Source organism: Shimia sp. (assembly GCF_039969785.1).
Lineage (GTDB): Bacteria > Pseudomonadota > Alphaproteobacteria > Rhodobacterales > Rhodobacteraceae > Shimia.
Window position 1 is genome coordinate 230,139 of record NZ_JBDVNC010000004.1, and the last position, 17,567, is coordinate 247,705.

Below are 17,567 nucleotides of genomic sequence, written 5' to 3' on the forward strand. Positions count from 1 at the left end.
TTTCCTATCTGCCACAAAATTGCGGGAAGCTGCGCGCCCTGTTGGGAACGTGCCCCAACTACTCTAAATATCGCGGAATTAGTTTAGTGGTGAGAGAATCTGTGGTGTCTTCCATTCAAAAGTCAGTATTGAAACGCAGACTCGCACCCGCCTTATTGTGCGGGATGCTAGCCCTTTCCGCGTGCTCTTCCAACACCGAAGTGAGTCGCTCGGGTATTTATGACCCGAAAGAAGACTCAAACAGGAAGATGCACCAGTTTAACAAAGGCGTGGACAAGTACCTGTTCTCACCTGCGTCGAACGGATATGGCTCGATTTTCCCCGCTCCGGTACGCCAGGGCTTCAGTAATTTCGCGGATCACTTGTCGCTTCCCAATGATGTGATCAACCACACACTTCAGGGGGATCTGGAAGAGGCGACAGTCACAACAATTCGCTTTGTCGTGAACACGATCTTCGGTTTTGCAGGTCTGGTTGACACCGCCACTGCGCTGGAAATTCCGCGCGACGACACGGATTTTGGCGAAACGTTGCATGTCTGGGGCGTGCAGGAAGGCGCCTATGTCGAACTGCCCTTCTTTGGGCCGTCCACATCACGGGATACGGTTGGTTTGATAACCGATATCTTCCTGAACCCATTTGTTGTCGTGTTCCGCGAACCGACCCAGTACATCGGCGCTGTGGCCTATGTGATCGACGCAATGGGCAATCGTTACGACTTCGATGCGACTATCGACTCCGTTCTTTATGACAGCGCCGACAGCTACGCGCAGGCACGGATAATTTATTTGCAGAATCGACGGCATCAGCTTGGAATAGAAGGCAGCGACGCTTACGTCGACCCTGACTTCGACCCCTACGAGGATCCGTATGATGAGTTCTGATTTTACCCGCCGCGGGTTTGTCGCGGCTATTTCCGCCACCACGCTGGCCGCTGCCCTGCCAACATCGGCCTTTGCGCTGACAGATGCTCAGGCCAAATCCCTGATCGACAAAGCGGTTGTCGACATCAACAAGGTGATCAATTCCGGCAAGTCGCTGAACGGCATGATCCGCGATTTTGAGCGTATTTTCGTCAAGTATGGCGATGTCCCGATTATCGCCCGATCCGCGCTGGGGGCCGATGCCCGCCGCGCCAGCAAATCTCAGCTAAACGCTTATACCAAGGCCTTTCAGGGCTACATGTCGCGCAAATACGGCAAACGCTTTAACGAATTTGTTGGCGGTCAGATCACCGTTTTGAGCAGCGGCAAAGTCAAGAGCTTTCACGAGGTCAAAACATCTGTGAAACTCCGCGGTCAGGCCCCGTTTGGCGTGAACTTTCTCGTGTCTGACCGATCCGGCAAAAGCAAATTCTTTGACATGATCATCGAAGGCATCAGCCTGCGTCTGTCTGAAAAAGCTGAAATCGGCGCCATGCTGGACCGCCGCAAAGGCGACATCAACGGCCTGATCGCTGACCTCAAGAAGGCTGGCTGATCCGATCTGCCAATCGGGTCATCGGGCGGTCATCCTTGATGACTGCCCCACGCACACCGGTCAAATTCGACATATTTGATCAACCCCTCGGTATGCCCGGCGGAAACCAGCCGAGAACACCCCCTCAAAACCTTGGTCGCGTTTATCGGCCAAAACCACGTCGATCAGGTCTCCAATCCACAGGCTTGGTCTGAGATCAGCGAAGGTCTGACCGCGTGGGGCTTTTCCATTTGCCTTGCTTTTGGTCACCGCCACAGCAATCCTGCGACACGCGAAAAGGGGAGACGGACGACATGAGCCAGATTGCAACGTCAGCGCATGAGATGATTTCCGGTATGTCGCCGGAATTGCGTCCCGGCACGTTTGTCTTTGCCACCACACCTGATCCGGCTTTGGTCGCCACTCTGGCAGCTGACGCCGTCGCCACGTTCAGGGAAAGTGAAGGCGTCTCGCTTGTGCTGTCGTCAGAGCGGGCGGAACAGGCCGGTTTTGACACAGACCAGCCGATGCGCTGCATCACGCTTAACGTCTATTCCTCGCTAGAGGGGGTTGGCCTGACCGCCGCCGTTGCCACCGCCCTTGCAGAGGCCGGGATCGCCTGCAACATGATCGCCGCGTTCCACCACGATCATGCCTTTGTGCCCTCAGACAGCGCAGAACGCGCTCTGCAAATTCTGCAGTCTCTGCAACACCAAGGTTGACCTGTCGGCTTTAATTGTTGCCGACAATGTCGCGGATGATCCCGTTCAACACGTCATCCAAGCCCTTTTTCTTCTTCTTTTTTGCCTTCGGTTGGGCCTTGGGTTTGGGCGGCGCTGGTGTAAAGGCAGGCAAAGGCGTCGGCGTCAGTCCTTCATGCACGCGCACCATGGCCTCGCGCCAGATGTCTGCTGGCAATCCACCACCCGTGACCCCGGTCAGCGGCGTGTTGTCATCATAGCCCATCCACACGCCTGCCACATATTCGTTGGTAAATCCGATAAACCACGCATCCCGCGCGGCTTGTGTGGTTCCGGTCTTGCCCGCCACCTGCCAACCGGGCATTTTCGCCCGCCCGCCGGTGCCGTCGCTCACCACTTTCTCCATCATCCAGATCAACTCGCGCGCAGATGCATCGCTGATCACACGTTCACCAATACCACCGCCTGTGCCCATCAACGCGTTGTCATCGCCCAGCAACCGCAGCTCGATCAGCCCATAAGGCGTCACCGACGAACCGCCGTTCAGAATGCCCGCATAAGCACCGGTCATTTCCAGCAAGGAACTTTCCGACGCGCCCAGCGCCAATGCCGGACCTGCCGCCAGATCGCTTTGAATGCCAAACATCTCAGCCACGGTGCGCACGTTTTCCAGCCCCGCCGCCTCCGCCACTTTCACCGCCGGAACGTTCAGCGAATTCTGCAACGCAAAGGCCAGCGACACTTCGCCGTAATGCTTACCAGTATAGTTCTTGGGGCACCATTGCCCCGACCCGGGGATGTTCATGCAAAAAGGCGCGTCCATCACCGTATCAAACGCATGCCGGCCCAAATCCAGCGCGGTGGCATAGACAAACGGCTTGAACGCCGATCCTGTCTGACGTTTCGCCTGCGTCGCGCGGTTGAACGCGCCGGACACTTTGGTGCGCCGCCCGCCGACAATGGCACGCACCGCGCCATCCGCGCTCATCACCACAATAGCAGCCTGCGCTTTGGAGCCTTCGCTGACCTTATTGTCGAACACCCATTTCAGCCCCTCTTCGGCAGCTTTCTGAATGCGCGGGTCCATGGTGGTCTTCAAAACCACATCCTCGGTGGTGTTGCGCGTGAAAAACTCGGGTCCTGTGCCCATCACCCAATCGGCGAAATAACCACCCGCCTTGGCCTCGGCCGCTGCTGACAACACCGCCGGATTTTGCTGCCAGCGCGCCGTGTCTTCATCCGACAAATAGCCCTGTTCATTCATCAGCCGCAGAATGGTTGCCGCCCGGTCCTGTGACCGTTGCAGGTTTGCGGTTGGCGCCAATGATGACGGCGCGGTCAGCAATCCGGCCAGCATCGCACCTTCTGCCGGGCTCAGATTGGCCGCAGGTTTGCCGAAATACCGCTGCGCGGCGGCTTCGGCGCCATAGGCCCCGGCCCCCATATAGGCGCGGTTCAAATAGACCGACAGAATTTCGTCCTTGGTATATTTCGCCTCCATCGCCAGTGCGTAAATCGCCTCTTTGGCTTTACGCCACAACGACCCGCGCCGACAATCACGCACATAATCCGCTTCACTCTCCCAGTCGGATTCGACGTATTCCACACCCAGACACATCAGCTTGGCGGTTTGCTGCGTGATCGTCGATCCGCCATGCCCGCTCAGCGGGCCGCGCCCTTCGCTCAGGTTGATGCGTACCGCGCTGGCAATACCACGCGGGCTGACACCAAAATGGCGGTAAAACCGCTTGTCTTCGGTCGCAATCACCGCGTTTTTCAGATCTTCGCTGATCGTATCCGCCGTCACAACGCCGCCAAACTGATCACCGCGCCACGCAAACACCTTGTTGTCGCGGTCCAGCAGCGTCACCGATCCGCGCGACCGCCCGTCCAACAGCTCGGTCACGTCCGGCAGGCTCACATAGACATAGCTGACCGCCATACCCAAAATCAGCGCACAGATCAGACCAATGCGCCACGTAAACGCCCACACGATCCCCCAGATCCAGCGCAGAATTCTCAGAAAGAATGCCACCACCGGGTTGCGCTTTTTCTTTGGCGACTTGCGTTTCTTTGGGCTGGCTTTGCGCGCAGCGGGCTTGGACTTGGCCGATGCCCCTTTTGACGCCACTTTACGCGTCGGTTTAGGGGCAGCCTTTCTGGCTGGCTTTGCCGTCGGTTTAGACGACTTGCCATAGCGTCTTTCCGCCACGAGAGGCGGTTTCTTGCGTCCTGAATCACTCATGCTGCTGTTCTGCCCGGCACGTTGTTTTTTGTCACTCTAGCCCTAAATGCCGGGGTTGTTGAGCCATCGTTCGGGCAGAATGCGTTTCTTATCTGATTATTTTTTGTGCAATCGCACTTCTTCGCTCAAATTTTAATCATTCACACACACAAACGCGACCTTTTCAGGCGCCAGCTCTTCGATTCCCCGCCCAACCCGGGTTTTTCTGCACCTGCACAATTCGCGGGACACCCCTCGCAACGGAAAGGGAAGTAAGTTGAAACTCATTATCGCAACGATCAAACCGTTCAAGCTTGAGGAGGTCCGCGAGGCGCTGACCGACATCGGCGTACGCGGCATGATGGTCACCGAGGTCAAAGGGTTCGGCTCTCAGTCGGGACACACAGAAATCTACCGCGGCGCGGAATACGCGGTGAATTTCGTACCAAAGGTCAAACTCGAACTGGTCGTACCGGCCAACATGTCCGACCAGGTTATCGAAACCATCACCAAAACAGCTCAGACCGGAAAAATCGGCGACGGCAAAATCTTTGTACTCGACGTGCAGCAGGCCATTCGCGTGCGCACCGGCGAAACAGACGCGGACGCTATCTAAGCGTCCCAAGGGAAGGAAGACAGACTATGAATACCCTTATGAAATTCGCTCTGCCCGCCGCGCTTATCGCGCTGCCGGCGATGGGCATGGCTCAGGACGAAGGTCCCACGGCTGGCGTGAACGCGTCGACCGACTCGGTCTTTATCCTGAACTCGCTGCTGTTCCTGATCGGTGGTTTCCTTGTGTTCTGGATGGCCGCAGGCTTTGCCATGCTCGAAGCAGGTCTTGTGCGCTCCAAGAACGTGACCATGCAGCTGATGAAGAACGTTGCACTGTTCTCGCTGGCCGCCATTTTCTATTACCTGATCGGCTACAACCTGATGTACCCACTGGGCACATGGTCGATTGACGGCGTCCTGTCCGGCGTCTGGGGCCCCGGTGTTCTCGAAGCTGTCGGCGTTTCTGCTGCCGATGCTGACGATTACTCCTACGCCTCCACCGGTTCGGACTTCTTCTTCCAGCTGATGTTCTGTGCCACCACGGCTTCGATCGTGTCAGGTACGCTGGCTGAGCGCATCAAACTGTGGCCCTTCCTGATCTTCGTGATCGTGCTGACCGGTGTGATTTATCCGTTGCAGGCATCGTGGAAATGGGGCGGTGGCTTCCTTGACGCAAAAGGCTTCCTTGATTTCGCTGGCTCGACTGTTGTGCACTCTGTGGGTGGCTGGGCCGCTCTGACCGGCGCGCTAATCCTTGGACCACGTATCGGCAAATACAACAAAGACGGCAAAACCGTTCCAATCCCCGGTTCAAACCTGACTCTGGCCACTCTGGGTACGTTCATCCTGTGGCTCGGTTGGTTCGGCTTCAATGGCGGCTCTCAGCTGGCCATGGGCACAATTGGTGACGTTGCCGACGTATCGCGCATCTTTGCCAACACCAACACAGCCGCCGCCGGTGGCGCCATCGCAGCCATGATCGTTTCGCAGATCATGTTCAAAAAGCCTGACCTGACCATGACCCTGAACGGCGCGCTCGCTGGTCTGGTGTCGATCACCGCAGAACCGCTGACCCCCACTCTGGGCGCAGCCACTCTGATCGGTGCAGTCGGTGGTGTGATCGTAGTCTTCGCGATCCCAATGATGGACAAGCTCAAGATTGATGACGTTGTTGGCGCGATCCCGGTTCACCTGATCTGCGGTATCTGGGGCACCATCGCGGTTGTCTTCACCAACTCTGACGCATCGCTGGGTGTTCAGCTTTACTCGATCCTCGTCGTCGGTGCCTTCACTGTCGTGACCTCGGGTGTGGTCTGGTTCATCCTCAAGGCCACCATGGGTCTGCGGGTTGACGAAGAAACCGAAATCAACGGTCTGGATATGGCTGAACTGGGTATGGAAGCTTACCCCGAGTTCACCAACGGCTAATCCTGCCGGACATCGTTTAAACAAAAGTAAGGCCCGGGCTCCCCATCGCCCGGGCCTTCTGCTGTCCCCTCAGGCGCACACGTGCTGAGGTTTCAACTCCAAATGCAAATGCTTGCGCAATTCCGAGATCAGCCGCGTTTGTGACTGTCGCTCGACCGGGTCGCTGAGACCCTTCAGGCGCGCCTGTGCATCTGCAATCTGTCTGTTCAAGAGGCTCACAAGCGATCCGGAATGTGGATCACTCCATGTGCGTCCGGCCCGCACCCCGTCAGGTCCCCGCGACGGCGTTGCAGCAAGATGTTTCCATCCATCAGGACGCTCTGAAAGCCTCAGAGCCTTCAAAAGGGCGGCGTGCATGCGTTTGACCATATCGGGTTCCTTTCTTTGGGTGCGAACCGGGTTTCGTGAGTGAGTGGTGTACTTGACTATGAAATTAAGATAGGCACCCCCTCCCCTGTTTTCAGGGTTCAAAACTGCCAATGGCGGGAAATCACAAGAGTTTGACGGGTTCTCGAAATTCCGTGAACACAGGCCTTCAATCCAGCTTGACTTATCCGACTGTTTTTGTCAGATTAAAGTATACGCCAGCCGACCTCGCGGAAAGCCAGCCGGAAACGCGTATCGAACGAGGGTAAAATGACAATTCAACTGCCACTTACAGCTCAACCAGAGAGCACACCGGTGCACAACGCCGCCCACCTGACAGGCGACAATGGCCTGGCTCATATTCAGCTTGGCGATCAGCTTTACACGCTGCGCATCACCCGCGCCGGAAAGCTGTTGCTAACGAAATAGCAGTGTCGCGATTTATCCACATAGACGTCGGCCCGGCCTGAACCGGTCGGGGTGACAAAACGCCCCGCGCCACCCACACGGGCGCGCTATCCTATGTCGTCCTGACGGCAATCCATCGTTTGCCCGTTCAGGGTCAGCATGCCTGCATCCCCCTTGGTGTGAAACACCATGTCCGACGCCTCGTATCGCACACCTGACCCGGTTGGTCCGGCCGTCAGCACCTGCGCCCCGTCGCGCCATGTGATCACCGCACGCGCGGTGCCCGCATTCACAAACACCACACTCAGCGGAACGTCCATGCCTTCGCACACATAGGCAAACGGCCCGATCGAAGTGTTGTCCCCGTCCCGCGCTGCCGCGTATCCGGTGCGGATTTCGGCAATGCGATACCCGTATTCAACCGCGACACAAGTTTCGACCCCAAGATCAGATTTCCAACACTCGTCGCGCCCTTTGATCCACCCGCGCTGCGTCGTTTTCAACTCGGCCACCCGTTCGGTGCTCAGCGTTTCATCCCGCACCGCCAATCGGTAAATCCGGGTCAGCTCCTGATCCAGCGCGGCCAGATCATCCGACGCACAAATCGCCTCTTCAGCGGAACTTGCAGCTTTTGTACAGTCAAAAGATGGATCGCCCGCCAACGCGGGTCCCGTCATAGCTAAACCTGCAAGCCAGAATAACACGTATTTCATCTCAAACCCCTTTCGCGCGCGTCCAGACGCTAAGCCAATTACCTAAACATCGAAACAAAAAACGCGCACCGTTTCCGGCACGCGTTTCTAAATAATTATCGCAGATAAGGCCTGCTCAAATTCCGGTGTCGACAATCGCCTTGGCCAAAATCGGAACGCTTTGTGCGTTCAACCCGGCGATGTTCAATCGGCTGTCGCTGACCATGTAAATCGCATGTTCCGCCCGCAACCGCTCGACCAGATCAGGCGTGGTGCCGATCTGGCTGAACATGCCACGATGCTGCGCGATAAACCCAAACCGGTCGGACCCGGACAGGCGCTGCAATTCGTCGGCAAGCTGCTGTCGCAGACCCAGCATACCGCTGCGCATCTCTTCCAGTTCGGACATCCAGTCGGCCTTCAACGCATCATCCGTCAGAATTGTTGTAACCACGCGCGCGCCATGATCCGGCGGGAACGAAAAGTTCTGCCGGTTCAGGTGATTCATATTGCCCTGCGTCATCGCCGTGTCGCCAGCCTTGGCGCTGATCGCCATCAGCAACCCGGTCCGCTCGCGGTAGATGCCGAAATTCTTTGAACAGCTGGCCGCAATCAACAACTGGGGCACCGAGCTCGCCACCAGACGAGTGGCGGCTGCGTCTTCTTCCAGACCATCGCCAAAACCCTGATAGGCAATGTCGATCATCGGCAAACAGCCTTTGTCGTTGATCAGATCGATCACCGCCTGCCATTCCGTCAGATTCAGGTTGGCCCCGGTCGGGTTGTGACAACACCCGTGCAACAACACCACGTCATTGGGCGTCGCGTCACCAAGGTCTTCCATCATACCCTCGAAATCCACACCGCGGGACTCGGAATCAAAATACCGATACTTGACCACCGGAATGCCCAGATAGCCCAGAATGCTCACGTGGTTGGGCCATGTCGGGTCCGACACAAACACCCGCACATCCGGGTTGGCCAGCTTGACCAGCTCAAACGCCTGACGCACGGCACCGGTGCCGCCGGGGGTGGCAACCGCCGCCATCCGGGCGCGGTCGACGCTATCGGCCAGCAAAAGATCGCTCAGCGCCTCGGCATAGGCCGGATCACCCGCCAGTCCAACATAGGATTTGCTGGTCTGCTCTTCGACCAGCTTGCGCTCTGCCGCCTTGACCGCGCGCATCACCGGCGTCACGCCCTCAGCGTTCTTGTAGACCCCAACACCCAGATCAATCTTGGTCGGGCGCGGGTCTTCACGATACAGGGCCATCAGTCCCAGAATTTTATCCTTGGGTTGTTCTTTCAGGTTGGTCAGCATCAGGCTTCTCCAGTGGCAATGGGAAGAGTGGGAAAGGCCCCCCACTCGGTCCAGGAACCGTCATAGATCGCGTAGTCGGACTTGCCGAAACGCTCCATGGCAAGGGCAAGAACACAGGCAGTGACGCCCGATCCGCAGGTGGTGATCGCGGGTTTTGACAAATCCACACCTGCCGCTTCAAACACCGCTTTCAACGCGTCTGGCGTCTTCATCGTGGCGTCATCATTCAACAATTCATTAAATGGAACATTGCGCGACCCCGGAATATGCCCCGCCCGCAATCCGGCGCGCGGCTCTTCTACGTCGCCGCGAAACCGTGGGCCGCTGCGCGCATCAATGATCTCGTAATCGCCCAGCTTTGACGCCGCAGCGACCTGTGTCACATCTTTGACCATCTGGTTCTGACGGCGCACCGTCATATGCCGATCACGTACCACCGGCGGCAAATCTTCGATCCGGCGCCCTTCGGCTTTCCACTTGGCAAATCCGCCGTCCAGCACAGCAACATCGTGATGTCCCATCAACCGGAACAGCCACCACACACGCGCAGCGGAAAACGCACCACTGGCACCGTAAACAACGATCTGATGACCGTCGCCAATGCCCATTGCCCGCATCCGCGACATGAACTTTTCCACGGGCGGCACCATATGAGGCAACGCGCTGCGCAGATCAGCTATTTCGTCTATGTCGAAAAATCGTGCGCCCGGAATATGCTCGGCGTCATACTCGGCCTTGGCGTCGCGCGCTTCGGCGGGCATGTGCCAGCTGGCATCCACCACGCGCAGGTCCGGGTCCTTGAGATGCGCCGCCAGCCATTGTGTGGAAACCAGCGTTCTGGGATCGTCTTGTGCCATATGAGCCCCCAAGTCAGAGTCGTTCCCTGCCTACTACCGGGGGCGGGCAGAGGCAAGGGCGCGACCCCGGTCAGGGCCGCGCAAATTGTCCTATTTGCCCAGCGCGTTGCGCAGCACGCTGACAATCGCCAGCACAACACCGCCGCCGACGCCACCGCTGGCCAGCTGGCCGATGATTCCGGCGATATCCATGCCGCCACCGGCAAGCCCACCTGCGCCCAGGGCGCTAAGAATAGTTCCGCCAAGACCACCGCCAACAATGCCCGAGATCGAGTTGATCAGAACGCCCTGATCAATCTTGCCCACAACCTTAGCTGCCGCGTTGCCGCCAACGGCGCCTGCCAGCAAAGAAATCAATAATTCCATCGTTTTTCCTCTTGTTCGGGCCATTTGTGATCCGATGAACAGGGTTGACCCGTACCCATTTCAAAGGCGACCCTACGGATTGGTCTGACGGGTCGAAACGGGAATTTCCTCGGGGTTTTCCCCCGATTGGGTGGAAGAGGCAGAAATATGAATGACCCAAGTGGCGGCATCGCCCTCATCCTTGGCAGCGGACCCAACGCGCCCCTTGCGGCGGACTGGCCGGGCGGGCAATTCGATCATGTTGTAGCCATGAACAACGCGTGGCGTGTGCGCCCGGACTGGACCCACCACATCCACCCCGAAGATTTTGCCCCAGAGCGACGCCCGGCGGATATGGCGCCGGATCAACAGCAGATCACCTATCTTGATTATATCCCCGAGCAAAACCGGTTCGGCGGCGTGGTTTATGCCGGGGGCACAATGGCGTTCACCACAGGGTATTGGGCGCTTGGGGCGCTGCGTCCCCGCGTAATGGCCTTTATGGGTTGCGATATGGTTTATCCACGCACCGGAGACACACATTTTTATGGCACCGGCACGGCCGATCCGCTGCGAGAAGACATCACCTTGCAAAACCTTGAGGCCAAATCCGCGCGGCTTTGGTTTCTGGCCGCGCAACAGGGGTGTTTATGCGTGAACTTGTCCACGGCCCCCAGCCGCTTGCTGTTTCCACACGCGTTAGCGCAAGATCTGGCGGAACTGCCCGTGGTGACGCAGCCCGACCCGGCCCTTGTGGCACCGGTGCTGGAGCGTGAGAAACAGCTTGGGTATGTGGCCCCAACGGGGCGCTACTGGGAAATGCTAGACAGATTCGACCCGGACGCGTTGGCAGAGGTGGACAGGCTTTGGTGTGACGCGTGGCGCGCCGCCTCAGTCGTTGTGACGTAACAACCGCTGTTTCTGACGACCCCAGTCACGCTTGGCTTCAGTGGCCCGCTTGTCGTGGTTCTTTTTACCTTTGGCGATACCGATCTTCAGCTTCACCAGACCTTTGTGGTTAAAGTACAGCACCAGCGGCACCAGCGTCATACCTTTGCGCTGGGTCGCATTCCACAGATTGGACAATTCCTTGCGGCTGACCAGCAGCTTGCGCTTGCGCCGCTCCATATGCGGGAACATGGCACGTTCATAAGGCGCAATATAAGAATTCACCAACCACAATTCGCCGTCTTCCACCGCGGCATAGCTTTCGGCCACATTGGCAGAGTTTTCGCGCAGCGATTTGACCTCGGACCCGGTCAGAATGACGCCGCATTCCAGATCATCCTCGATCGCATAATCATAGCGCGCGCGCCGGTTTTCGGCGATCACCTTATAATTCGGGTCTGTGATTTTCTTTTTCTTGGCCATAGCCGGGATGGAATACCGCGCCCATTCGGGGCTGTCCATGGCTGTTGAGGGCAACTTGCCGCTTTACAGGGTGCTATGGCCAACCTAACACTGTGCGCGATGGTTCCTGTCCGACACTCCGGGCAGGAAAAGGGAACACGGTGCGGTCTTTTATGACCAATTCCGCGACTGCCCCCGCAACTGTAAGCGGCGAGCGATTCTGAGAGATGCCACTGGCTTTGGCCGGGAAGGTTCAGACCCGCGATGACCCGCAAGTCAGGAGACCTGCCATCACTGAAACGAACCCATGAAACCGGACGGGGTGTTCCGGCAGGAGGCTGACTTATGGCGATACGTCGCGCAAAAATGATGGCTTTTCTGTCCCCCCCGAGACATCGCGGAGGGCGTCATGAACCGGCCTGTCACTCAAAAAATCACCACCTGTACCATCTGTCCCCACACCGGCGCACCTTGTCAGCCCGGATATGAAATTGCGCGTCGTTTGTGCCGGTCGATTCTGGCTGGCGGGGATATGATCCCGGAGGATTTCGAAATTTCGGGCCATGTCGACATGGTCGGATGTCTGCGCCCCTGCACCGGTGCGTTTCATGCCACCAAGGCGGCCTGCCATCTGTTTGGCGATGTCGTCGAAGGGGCCGACATTGACGCGCTGCTTGCGTCCGATCCAGCGGCTGCCATTACGCTTGAGGCCGGTGGATCGCGCCTGTCCTGAGCGGGCAAGGGGGCGCTGCCCCCATCGCGCGATGCGCTCCCCCCCGGAGTATTTTTGGCAAAATGAAGGGGCGGGGCGCGAAAAGGGTCGAAGCGGGTGCAGCTTGTCGTTAAGCAGGGCGGCATGAAAAAGTTCGAAATTTACCTTGTGACCGCGCCAGGGCTTGAAAAAGCGCTGGTCGAAGAGGTGCGTGACGCCGGGTTTGCCAAACCCAAAATGATGCCCGGTGGCGTGCGGTTTCGCGGCAACTGGCAGGATGTCTGGCGCGCCAATCTGTGCTTGCGGGGCGCGGTGCGTGTGTTGGCGCGGCTGGGGTCGTTTTCCGCCATGAGTCTTGGCGCGCTGGACAAGCGCGCGCGCGAATTTGGTTGGTTGCATGTGCTGCACCCTGACATACCGGTCAAGGTTGAGGTCACAACCCGCAAGTCAAAGGTTTATCACGCGGGCGCTGCGGCAGAACGCATTGAAAAGGCGTTGTTTGAAGAGGCGGGCATCGTCAGCGCCCCGGATGCGCCGGTGAGTCTAAAGGCGCGGATCGATGACAATCTGGTCACGTTCAGCCTTGATACCTCGGGTGAGAGCCTGCACAAACGCGGCCACAAGGAAGCCGTGGCCAAGGCGCCGATGCGCGAAACCATGGCTGCCATGTTCCTGCGCCAGATGGGGTTTGACGGCACGCAACCGGTATTTGATCCGATGTGCGGCTCGGGCACGTTTCCAATCGAAGCCGCCGAAATGGCTGCCGGGCTGATGCCCGGGCGGTCACGTGCGTTTGCCTTTGAGCATCTCACCACATTTGATGCAGATATCTGGGATAAGATGCGCGCACCTGCTGCACCTGTCGCGCCGACTGTGCAGTTCTATGGCTCAGATCGTGACGCAGGCGCGGTGACATCGGCTCGGGCCAACGCGGCGCGCGCCGGGGTGGCGGATTGGACGAGCTTTGCCCAAGGCGACGCCGCTGACATCACCCCGCCCACCGACACACCCGGCATTGTGATTGTGAACCCGCCCTATGGCAGCCGCGTGGGCAACAAAAAGCAGCTTTATGGCCTGCATGCCGGTTTGGGCACTGCACTGAAAACCCGGTTTGACGGGTGGCGCGTTGGGATCATCACCACCGAAGCCGGTCTGGCGCGCGCCACCGGCCTGCCGCTGACATCCCCCGGTGCGCCAATTTTGCATGGTGGGCTCAGGGTGCGGCTGTTCACCTGTGATCTGACCTGAGGACAGGCCCGGGTCAGCGCAGCAAGCCTTCTTTCTGGCAATAAATGTCCACGCCAGCGCGCACGATCTCGTATCCGTGCGCACTCAGCACCTGCCGAAGATCGTTGAAGTCCCGGCGCGACAGGTTGCAATATTCAAACCGAATAATATCGGGCAGCACACCATCGGCCAAAAAGCTGGTGACAATCTTGTAGTCCAGCCCCTCGGCATCCACGACAATCGCGTCGACCTGTTGAAACCCGCTGGCATCCATGACTGATTTCAACCTGTCAGCCTTGATTGGCTTGCTCAGGATGTGGTGATCTTTCAACGCGTCATCCTCGCGTTGGCGTACCATAAGATTATGCGCCACCGTGGCGTGATCAAACGACGAAAACAGCGTCAGGTCCGGCGCACCATCCCCGTTCACGATATAATGCATGTCCAGCGTTGCGGGGCTGTCGTGGATTGCGATCTGCGTGGTGGTGATGGCATCCACGCCCGCATACCGCGCCGCCAGAACCGCAAAAGGCGCGTCCATCGGTTCGATCAAAAGCGCGCGACACTCATTATCCAGCAAAAACTGTTGAAGCGGATCATGGTCCGACCCGTCATGCGCGCCAACCTGAACGATTTTCAGCGGGCGGTCTGTGCGGGCGGCCAGCTCCTTGAGCGCATAGTCCAGAATGTTGGGGCCCCAGGCCGAGTCAATCTCGACCCGCGACCCGAGCCGCGTTACCGAAAACCCGGCAGCGGTCAGCAGCTTTTTGACCAGAGTTTTCATCTGCGGGGCTCCTTGTTGCGCAAGGCGTAGCATGCGCAAAAATACCCGGCAAGGTTTTCGCCCAATGGCACATGCACCGGTCGCATATTTAATAGGGCCGGGCGTGGTTTGTGCACCGATGTCATACCGACATGTTACCGACGCGCTGCCGACATAGGGCTTTTCAGGTAAATCAGTCAGTTAACCCTTGATTCGGGGTCCCCGGCGTCAGCAGATGCCGCAACAACGCCACCGGGTGTTGCCGCAATGTCAGCCGCATCGCCACGTAATCCTCGACCACCTGTTCCCCGGCGCTCATCTCGGGCAGGTGGGCGGCGGGTTCCAGAATGCCCTCGCCATCCATATCCCCGGCAAACAACGGCAATGGCTTGTCCGATGTGATCGCCTTGGCCTCCCACAACGCCTCGCGCCGTTTCAGACCCAGCGAGGCAAATGCATCCGCTTCGGCCAGCCGGGTCAGCACATGCGGCGCCACACCAGCGCGCCGCCAGACATCTTCGACCGTCAGATAGCCGTTGCCGCGCGCTGCCGTGATCCATGCCGCATCCTCTTCTCGCAGCCGCCGGATCTGGCGAAACCCAAGGCGCAGCGCCAGCCCGCCACGCCCGTCCGGCTCCATCACATTATCCCAGTAGCTTTCGTTGATATCAACCGCACGCACCTCAACCCCATGTTCGCGCGCATCCCTAACCAACTGAGAAGGTGCATAAAATCCCATCGGCTGGCTGTTGAGCAGGGCACAGGTGAAAATGCCGGGATGGTGGCATTTGATCCACGCGCTGGCATAAACCAACAGCGCAAAAGACGCGGCATGACTTTCGGGAAACCCATAAGAGCCAAATCCCTCGATCTGGGAAAAACACCGCGCCGCGAACTCTTCGTCATAGCCATTGGCCTTCATGCCGCGCATAAATCGGTCGTGAAATTCGCTGACTGAGCCGTGCTTTTTGAACGTTGCCAATGACCGGCGCAACCGGTCGGCCTCTTCCGGGCTGAACCCGGCTCCGATGATGGCAATCTGCATCGCCTGTTCCTGAAACAGCGGCACACCCAATGTCTTGCCCAGCACCTCGCCCAACGCGTCCGAGGGGAACGTCACCTGTTCCTCGCCATTGCGCCGCCGGATATAGGGATGCACCATGTCGCCCTGAATGGGACCGGGGCGGATGATCGCCACTTCGATCACCAGATCATAGAAATTACGCGGCCGCATCCGGGGCAGGAAATTCATCTGCGCCCGGCTCTCGACCTGAAAGACGCCCACGCTGTCAGCCTTGCACAGCATATCGTAAACCACTGGATCCTCTGGTGGAATCGACGCCAGCGACAGCGGCAGATGGTGGTGACGTTCGATCATATCAAAGGCTTTGCGGATGCAGGTCAGCATACCAAGGCTCAACACATCCACCTTGAGAATGCCCAGTGAATCGATGTCATCCTTGTCCCAGCAAATGACCGTGCGGTCCTCCATTGTGGCGTTTTCAATTGGCACCAGCTCGTCCAGCCGCCCCTCGGTCATGATGAACCCGCCGACATGCTGGGACAGGTGTCGGGGAAAGCCGATGACCTCGTAAACCAGCTCCATGGTCTGTCTGAGACGGCGGTCGCTCGGGTCCAGCCCGATCTCGCGCATGCGCTGATCCTCAAGCCCGGCGGCGGAAAAGAACCCCCACAGCTGTGACGACAGCGCAGAAATCGTGTCCTCGGTCAGCCCCATGGCGCGGCCCACCTCGCGGATCGCCCGCTTACCCCGGTAATGCACCACCGTCGCACACAGCCCCGCCCGGTGACGACCATAACGTTCATAGATGTGCTGGATCACTTCCTCACGGCGCTCATGTTCGAAATCCACGTCAATATCAGGTGGCTCGTCGCGCGCCTCAGATACAAACCGCTCAAACACCATCGTGCCGATCTCGGGGCTGACGGATGTAACCCCCAGACAAAAGCAAACCACTGAATTCGCAGCGCTTCCCCGCCCCTGACACAGGATATTGCGCGATCGGGCAAAGGCGACCACATCGCGCACAGTCAGGAAATAAGGCTCGTAACCAAGCTTAGAGATCAGCGCCAGCTCATGCTCCAGCATGCCCTGCACCTTTTCCGGAGCACCATGCGGATAGCGCCAGCGCAATCCCTCATGCGCCAACCGCCGCAGACGCTGGCTGGCGGTTTCCCCCTGCGCCACCTCGCTGGGATATTCATACCGCAGCTCGTCCAGCGAAAACGTGCATTTTGCCACCAGCCAGTCCACCCGCGCCAGCGCCGCCTCATAGCCCTGAAACAAGCGGGCCAGCTCGGCGGCACTGCGCAACCGCTGTTCACCATTGGCCAGCGCACCGCGCCCCAGCGCGTCCACCCGACACCCCAGCCGCACCGCGCTCAGCACATCCGCCAACCGCCGTCGCGCGCCGTGATGCATCACCGGCGCCGCCGTCGCCACCAGCGGCAGACCCAACCGCTCCGCCTCTGCCGCCCGCGCCCGGAACCGCGCGGCATCCTCGCCATCATATCCCGGCGTCAGCCCCAGCTGCATCCGGCCCGCAAAGCGGCGCGTCAACCGGGGCAAATATGTCTCCCATCCACCCGCGCCGCACGGCCCCGCCAGCGCCTGTGTCCCCGGGTGCAGGATCAACTGCATCCCCGCGCCATGATCCAGCAAATCCGCCAGATACAGCGTGCAACTGCCCTTTTCCGACCTCAACCGCCCCTTGGACAAAAGCCGGCACAGGCTGGCCCAGCCCTGCCGGGTCTCTGGTAATACCGTGATCGGGGGCGCATCGACAAACTCCAGCCGCGCCGCCGGGATCAACCGGGGCACCGCATAAATCGGCGCGCGCGCTGGCGCCGCCACCCCCTCTGGACGTGGCGGCCCGATCAACCCCATCGCCGCATCAAACCGCACCCGGTCCCGCACCTTGCGGGCAATCTCGCGCCCTTCTGTATGCGCGCGCACAATCCCTGCCACGCTGTTCACATCCGCAATGGCAATCGCCTCCAGCCCTGTCATCGCCGCACGGCGCATGTATTCCTCCGGATGCGACGCCCCGGTCAGAAAGGTGAAATTAGATGTGATACAAAGCTCAGCAACCATAGCAGTTTGACACTATATTCACCTTTTGTTCTCATTGCGAGTCAC

At 58.8% G+C, this 17,567-nt stretch carries 18 protein-coding genes and 1 riboswitch; of the genes, 9 read left to right on the forward strand and 9 right to left on the reverse strand.

The genetic code is table 11. From position 1 onward, the window contains the following. The first annotated feature begins 164 nt into the window (after positions 1-164). The 3 genes from ABJI08_RS01495 to ABJI08_RS01505 all read left to right on the forward strand — a co-directional run bounded on the left by ABJI08_RS01495 (position 165) and on the right by ABJI08_RS01505 (position 2,180). Complete coding sequence (locus ABJI08_RS01495) at positions 165-884, forward strand: VacJ family lipoprotein (RefSeq protein ID WP_348400058.1); 720 nt, start codon at positions 165-167, stop codon at positions 882-884. Next, complete coding sequence (locus ABJI08_RS01500; protein ID WP_348400059.1) at positions 871-1,479, forward strand: ABC transporter substrate-binding protein; 609 nt, start codon at positions 871-873, stop codon at positions 1,477-1,479. The genes ABJI08_RS01495 and ABJI08_RS01500 overlap by 14 nt, the downstream gene beginning before the upstream one ends. Before the next feature lie 293 nt (positions 1,480-1,772). Further along, positions 1,773-2,180 (forward strand): ACT domain-containing protein, encoded by a 408-nt coding sequence (locus ABJI08_RS01505; protein ID WP_348400060.1) that lies wholly within the window; start codon positions 1,773-1,775, stop codon positions 2,178-2,180. 10 nt (positions 2,181-2,190) lie between these two features. Here the strand turns inward: ABJI08_RS01505 and ABJI08_RS01510 are convergent, their stop codons facing one another. After that, positions 2,191-4,404, reverse strand: a complete 2,214-nt coding sequence (locus ABJI08_RS01510; RefSeq protein ID WP_348400061.1) for a transglycosylase domain-containing protein — start codon at positions 4,402-4,404, stop codon at positions 2,191-2,193. Between the two features lie 256 nt (positions 4,405-4,660). On the opposite strand from ABJI08_RS01510, the gene ABJI08_RS01515 reads away from it, so the two are divergent. Next, on the forward strand, positions 4,661-4,999 hold the full coding sequence (locus tag ABJI08_RS01515; protein WP_348400062.1) for a P-II family nitrogen regulator: 339 nt from the start codon (positions 4,661-4,663) through the stop codon (positions 4,997-4,999). A 26-nt stretch (positions 5,000-5,025) separates the two neighbouring features. Then, entirely contained in the window at positions 5,026-6,366 is a 1,341-nt protein-coding gene (locus ABJI08_RS01520) for an ammonium transporter (protein ID WP_348400063.1), read from the forward strand. Positions 6,367-6,435: 69 nt separating this feature from the next. Here the strand turns inward: ABJI08_RS01520 and ABJI08_RS01525 are convergent, their stop codons facing one another. Further along, positions 6,436-6,735 (reverse strand): hypothetical protein, encoded by a 300-nt coding sequence (locus ABJI08_RS01525; protein ID WP_348400064.1) that lies wholly within the window; start codon positions 6,733-6,735, stop codon positions 6,436-6,438. Positions 6,736-7,002: 267 nt separating this feature from the next. Between ABJI08_RS01525 and hemP the strand changes: the two genes are divergently transcribed. Continuing rightward, complete coding sequence (gene hemP / locus ABJI08_RS01530; protein ID WP_348400065.1) at positions 7,003-7,161, forward strand: hemin uptake protein HemP; 159 nt, start codon at positions 7,003-7,005, stop codon at positions 7,159-7,161. An 86-nt stretch (positions 7,162-7,247) separates the two neighbouring features. Here hemP and ABJI08_RS01535 read toward each other — a convergent pair whose 3' ends face one another. The 4 genes from ABJI08_RS01535 to ABJI08_RS01550 all read right to left on the reverse strand — a co-directional run bounded on the left by ABJI08_RS01535 (position 7,248) and on the right by ABJI08_RS01550 (position 10,376). Continuing rightward, positions 7,248-7,853 (reverse strand): MliC family protein, encoded by a 606-nt coding sequence (locus ABJI08_RS01535; RefSeq protein ID WP_348400066.1) that lies wholly within the window; start codon positions 7,851-7,853, stop codon positions 7,248-7,250. A 115-nt stretch (positions 7,854-7,968) separates the two neighbouring features. Then, on the reverse strand, positions 7,969-9,153 hold the full coding sequence (locus ABJI08_RS01540) for an amino acid aminotransferase (RefSeq protein WP_348400067.1): 1,185 nt from the start codon (positions 9,151-9,153) through the stop codon (positions 7,969-7,971). Beyond that, positions 9,153-10,010 carry a 3-mercaptopyruvate sulfurtransferase gene (gene sseA / locus ABJI08_RS01545; RefSeq protein WP_348400068.1) on the reverse strand — a complete coding sequence of 286 codons (858 nt, stop codon included), beginning with the start codon at positions 10,008-10,010 and terminating at the stop codon, positions 9,153-9,155. The genes ABJI08_RS01540 and sseA overlap by 1 nt, the downstream gene beginning before the upstream one ends. Before the next feature lie 90 nt (positions 10,011-10,100). Next, positions 10,101-10,376 carry a hypothetical protein gene (locus ABJI08_RS01550; RefSeq protein WP_348400069.1) on the reverse strand — a complete coding sequence of 92 codons (276 nt, stop codon included), beginning with the start codon at positions 10,374-10,376 and terminating at the stop codon, positions 10,101-10,103. A gap of 147 nt (positions 10,377-10,523) precedes the next feature. Between ABJI08_RS01550 and ABJI08_RS01555 the strand changes: the two genes are divergently transcribed. Further along, positions 10,524-11,264, forward strand: coding sequence for a hypothetical protein (locus tag ABJI08_RS01555; RefSeq protein ID WP_348400070.1), 741 nt, complete (start codon positions 10,524-10,526; stop codon positions 11,262-11,264). On the opposite strand, the gene smpB is transcribed toward ABJI08_RS01555, so the two are convergent. Then, positions 11,247-11,726: an SsrA-binding protein SmpB gene (smpB, locus tag ABJI08_RS01560; RefSeq protein WP_348400189.1), complete on the reverse strand. Its 480-nt coding sequence runs from the start codon at positions 11,724-11,726 to the stop codon at positions 11,247-11,249. The genes ABJI08_RS01555 and smpB overlap by 18 nt on opposite strands. A gap of 83 nt (positions 11,727-11,809) precedes the next feature. Further along, positions 11,810-12,013: riboswitch (cobalamin riboswitch) on the forward strand. Positions 12,014-12,114: 101 nt separating this feature from the next. Here smpB and ABJI08_RS01565 point away from each other — a divergent pair. Continuing rightward, complete coding sequence (locus ABJI08_RS01565) at positions 12,115-12,438, forward strand: hypothetical protein (RefSeq protein WP_348400071.1); 324 nt, start codon at positions 12,115-12,117, stop codon at positions 12,436-12,438. Positions 12,439-12,561: 123 nt separating this feature from the next. Then, a complete protein-coding gene (locus ABJI08_RS01570; protein ID WP_348400072.1) occupies positions 12,562-13,665 on the forward strand; it encodes a class I SAM-dependent RNA methyltransferase in 1,104 nt (367 codons plus the stop codon). Between the two features lie 13 nt (positions 13,666-13,678). Here ABJI08_RS01570 and ABJI08_RS01575 read toward each other — a convergent pair whose 3' ends face one another. Both ABJI08_RS01575 and ABJI08_RS01580 read right to left on the reverse strand, forming a co-directional pair. Continuing rightward, positions 13,679-14,428, reverse strand: coding sequence for an FkbM family methyltransferase (locus ABJI08_RS01575; protein WP_348400073.1), 750 nt, complete (start codon positions 14,426-14,428; stop codon positions 13,679-13,681). Positions 14,429-14,600: 172 nt separating this feature from the next. After that, positions 14,601-17,522: an error-prone DNA polymerase gene (locus ABJI08_RS01580; RefSeq protein WP_348400074.1), complete on the reverse strand. Its 2,922-nt coding sequence runs from the start codon at positions 17,520-17,522 to the stop codon at positions 14,601-14,603. Positions 17,523-17,567: the final 45 nt, after the last annotated feature.

Excerpts from the sequence above, each read along its gene's own strand:
- ABJI08_RS01495 (WP_348400058.1), top strand. The coding sequence starts at position 165 with ATGCTAGCCCTTTCCGCGTGCTCTTCCAACACCGAAGTGAGTCGCTCG.
- ABJI08_RS01500 (WP_348400059.1), top strand. The coding sequence starts at position 871 with ATGATGAGTTCTGATTTTACCCGCCGCGGGTTTGTCGCGGCTATTTCC.
- ABJI08_RS01505 (WP_348400060.1), top strand. The coding sequence starts at position 1,773 with ATGAGCCAGATTGCAACGTCAGCGCATGAGATGATTTCCGGTATGTCG.
- ABJI08_RS01510 (WP_348400061.1), bottom strand. The coding sequence starts at position 4,404 with ATGAGTGATTCAGGACGCAAGAAACCGCCTCTCGTGGCGGAAAGACGC.
- ABJI08_RS01520 (WP_348400063.1), top strand. The coding sequence starts at position 5,026 with ATGAATACCCTTATGAAATTCGCTCTGCCCGCCGCGCTTATCGCGCTG.
- ABJI08_RS01525 (WP_348400064.1), bottom strand. The coding sequence starts at position 6,735 with ATGGTCAAACGCATGCACGCCGCCCTTTTGAAGGCTCTGAGGCTTTCA.
- hemP (WP_348400065.1), top strand. The coding sequence starts at position 7,003 with ATGACAATTCAACTGCCACTTACAGCTCAACCAGAGAGCACACCGGTG.
- ABJI08_RS01535 (WP_348400066.1), bottom strand. The coding sequence starts at position 7,853 with ATGAAATACGTGTTATTCTGGCTTGCAGGTTTAGCTATGACGGGACCC.
- ABJI08_RS01540 (WP_348400067.1), bottom strand. The coding sequence starts at position 9,153 with ATGCTGACCAACCTGAAAGAACAACCCAAGGATAAAATTCTGGGACTG.
- sseA (WP_348400068.1), bottom strand. The coding sequence starts at position 10,010 with ATGGCACAAGACGATCCCAGAACGCTGGTTTCCACACAATGGCTGGCG.
- ABJI08_RS01550 (WP_348400069.1), bottom strand. The coding sequence starts at position 10,376 with ATGGAATTATTGATTTCTTTGCTGGCAGGCGCCGTTGGCGGCAACGCG.
- ABJI08_RS01555 (WP_348400070.1), top strand. The coding sequence starts at position 10,524 with ATGAATGACCCAAGTGGCGGCATCGCCCTCATCCTTGGCAGCGGACCC.
- smpB (WP_348400189.1), bottom strand. The coding sequence starts at position 11,726 with ATGGCCAAGAAAAAGAAAATCACAGACCCGAATTATAAGGTGATCGCC.
- ABJI08_RS01565 (WP_348400071.1), top strand. The coding sequence starts at position 12,115 with ATGAACCGGCCTGTCACTCAAAAAATCACCACCTGTACCATCTGTCCC.
- ABJI08_RS01570 (WP_348400072.1), top strand. The coding sequence starts at position 12,562 with ATGAAAAAGTTCGAAATTTACCTTGTGACCGCGCCAGGGCTTGAAAAA.
- ABJI08_RS01575 (WP_348400073.1), bottom strand. The coding sequence starts at position 14,428 with ATGAAAACTCTGGTCAAAAAGCTGCTGACCGCTGCCGGGTTTTCGGTA.
- ABJI08_RS01580 (WP_348400074.1), bottom strand. The coding sequence starts at position 17,522 with ATGGTTGCTGAGCTTTGTATCACATCTAATTTCACCTTTCTGACCGGG.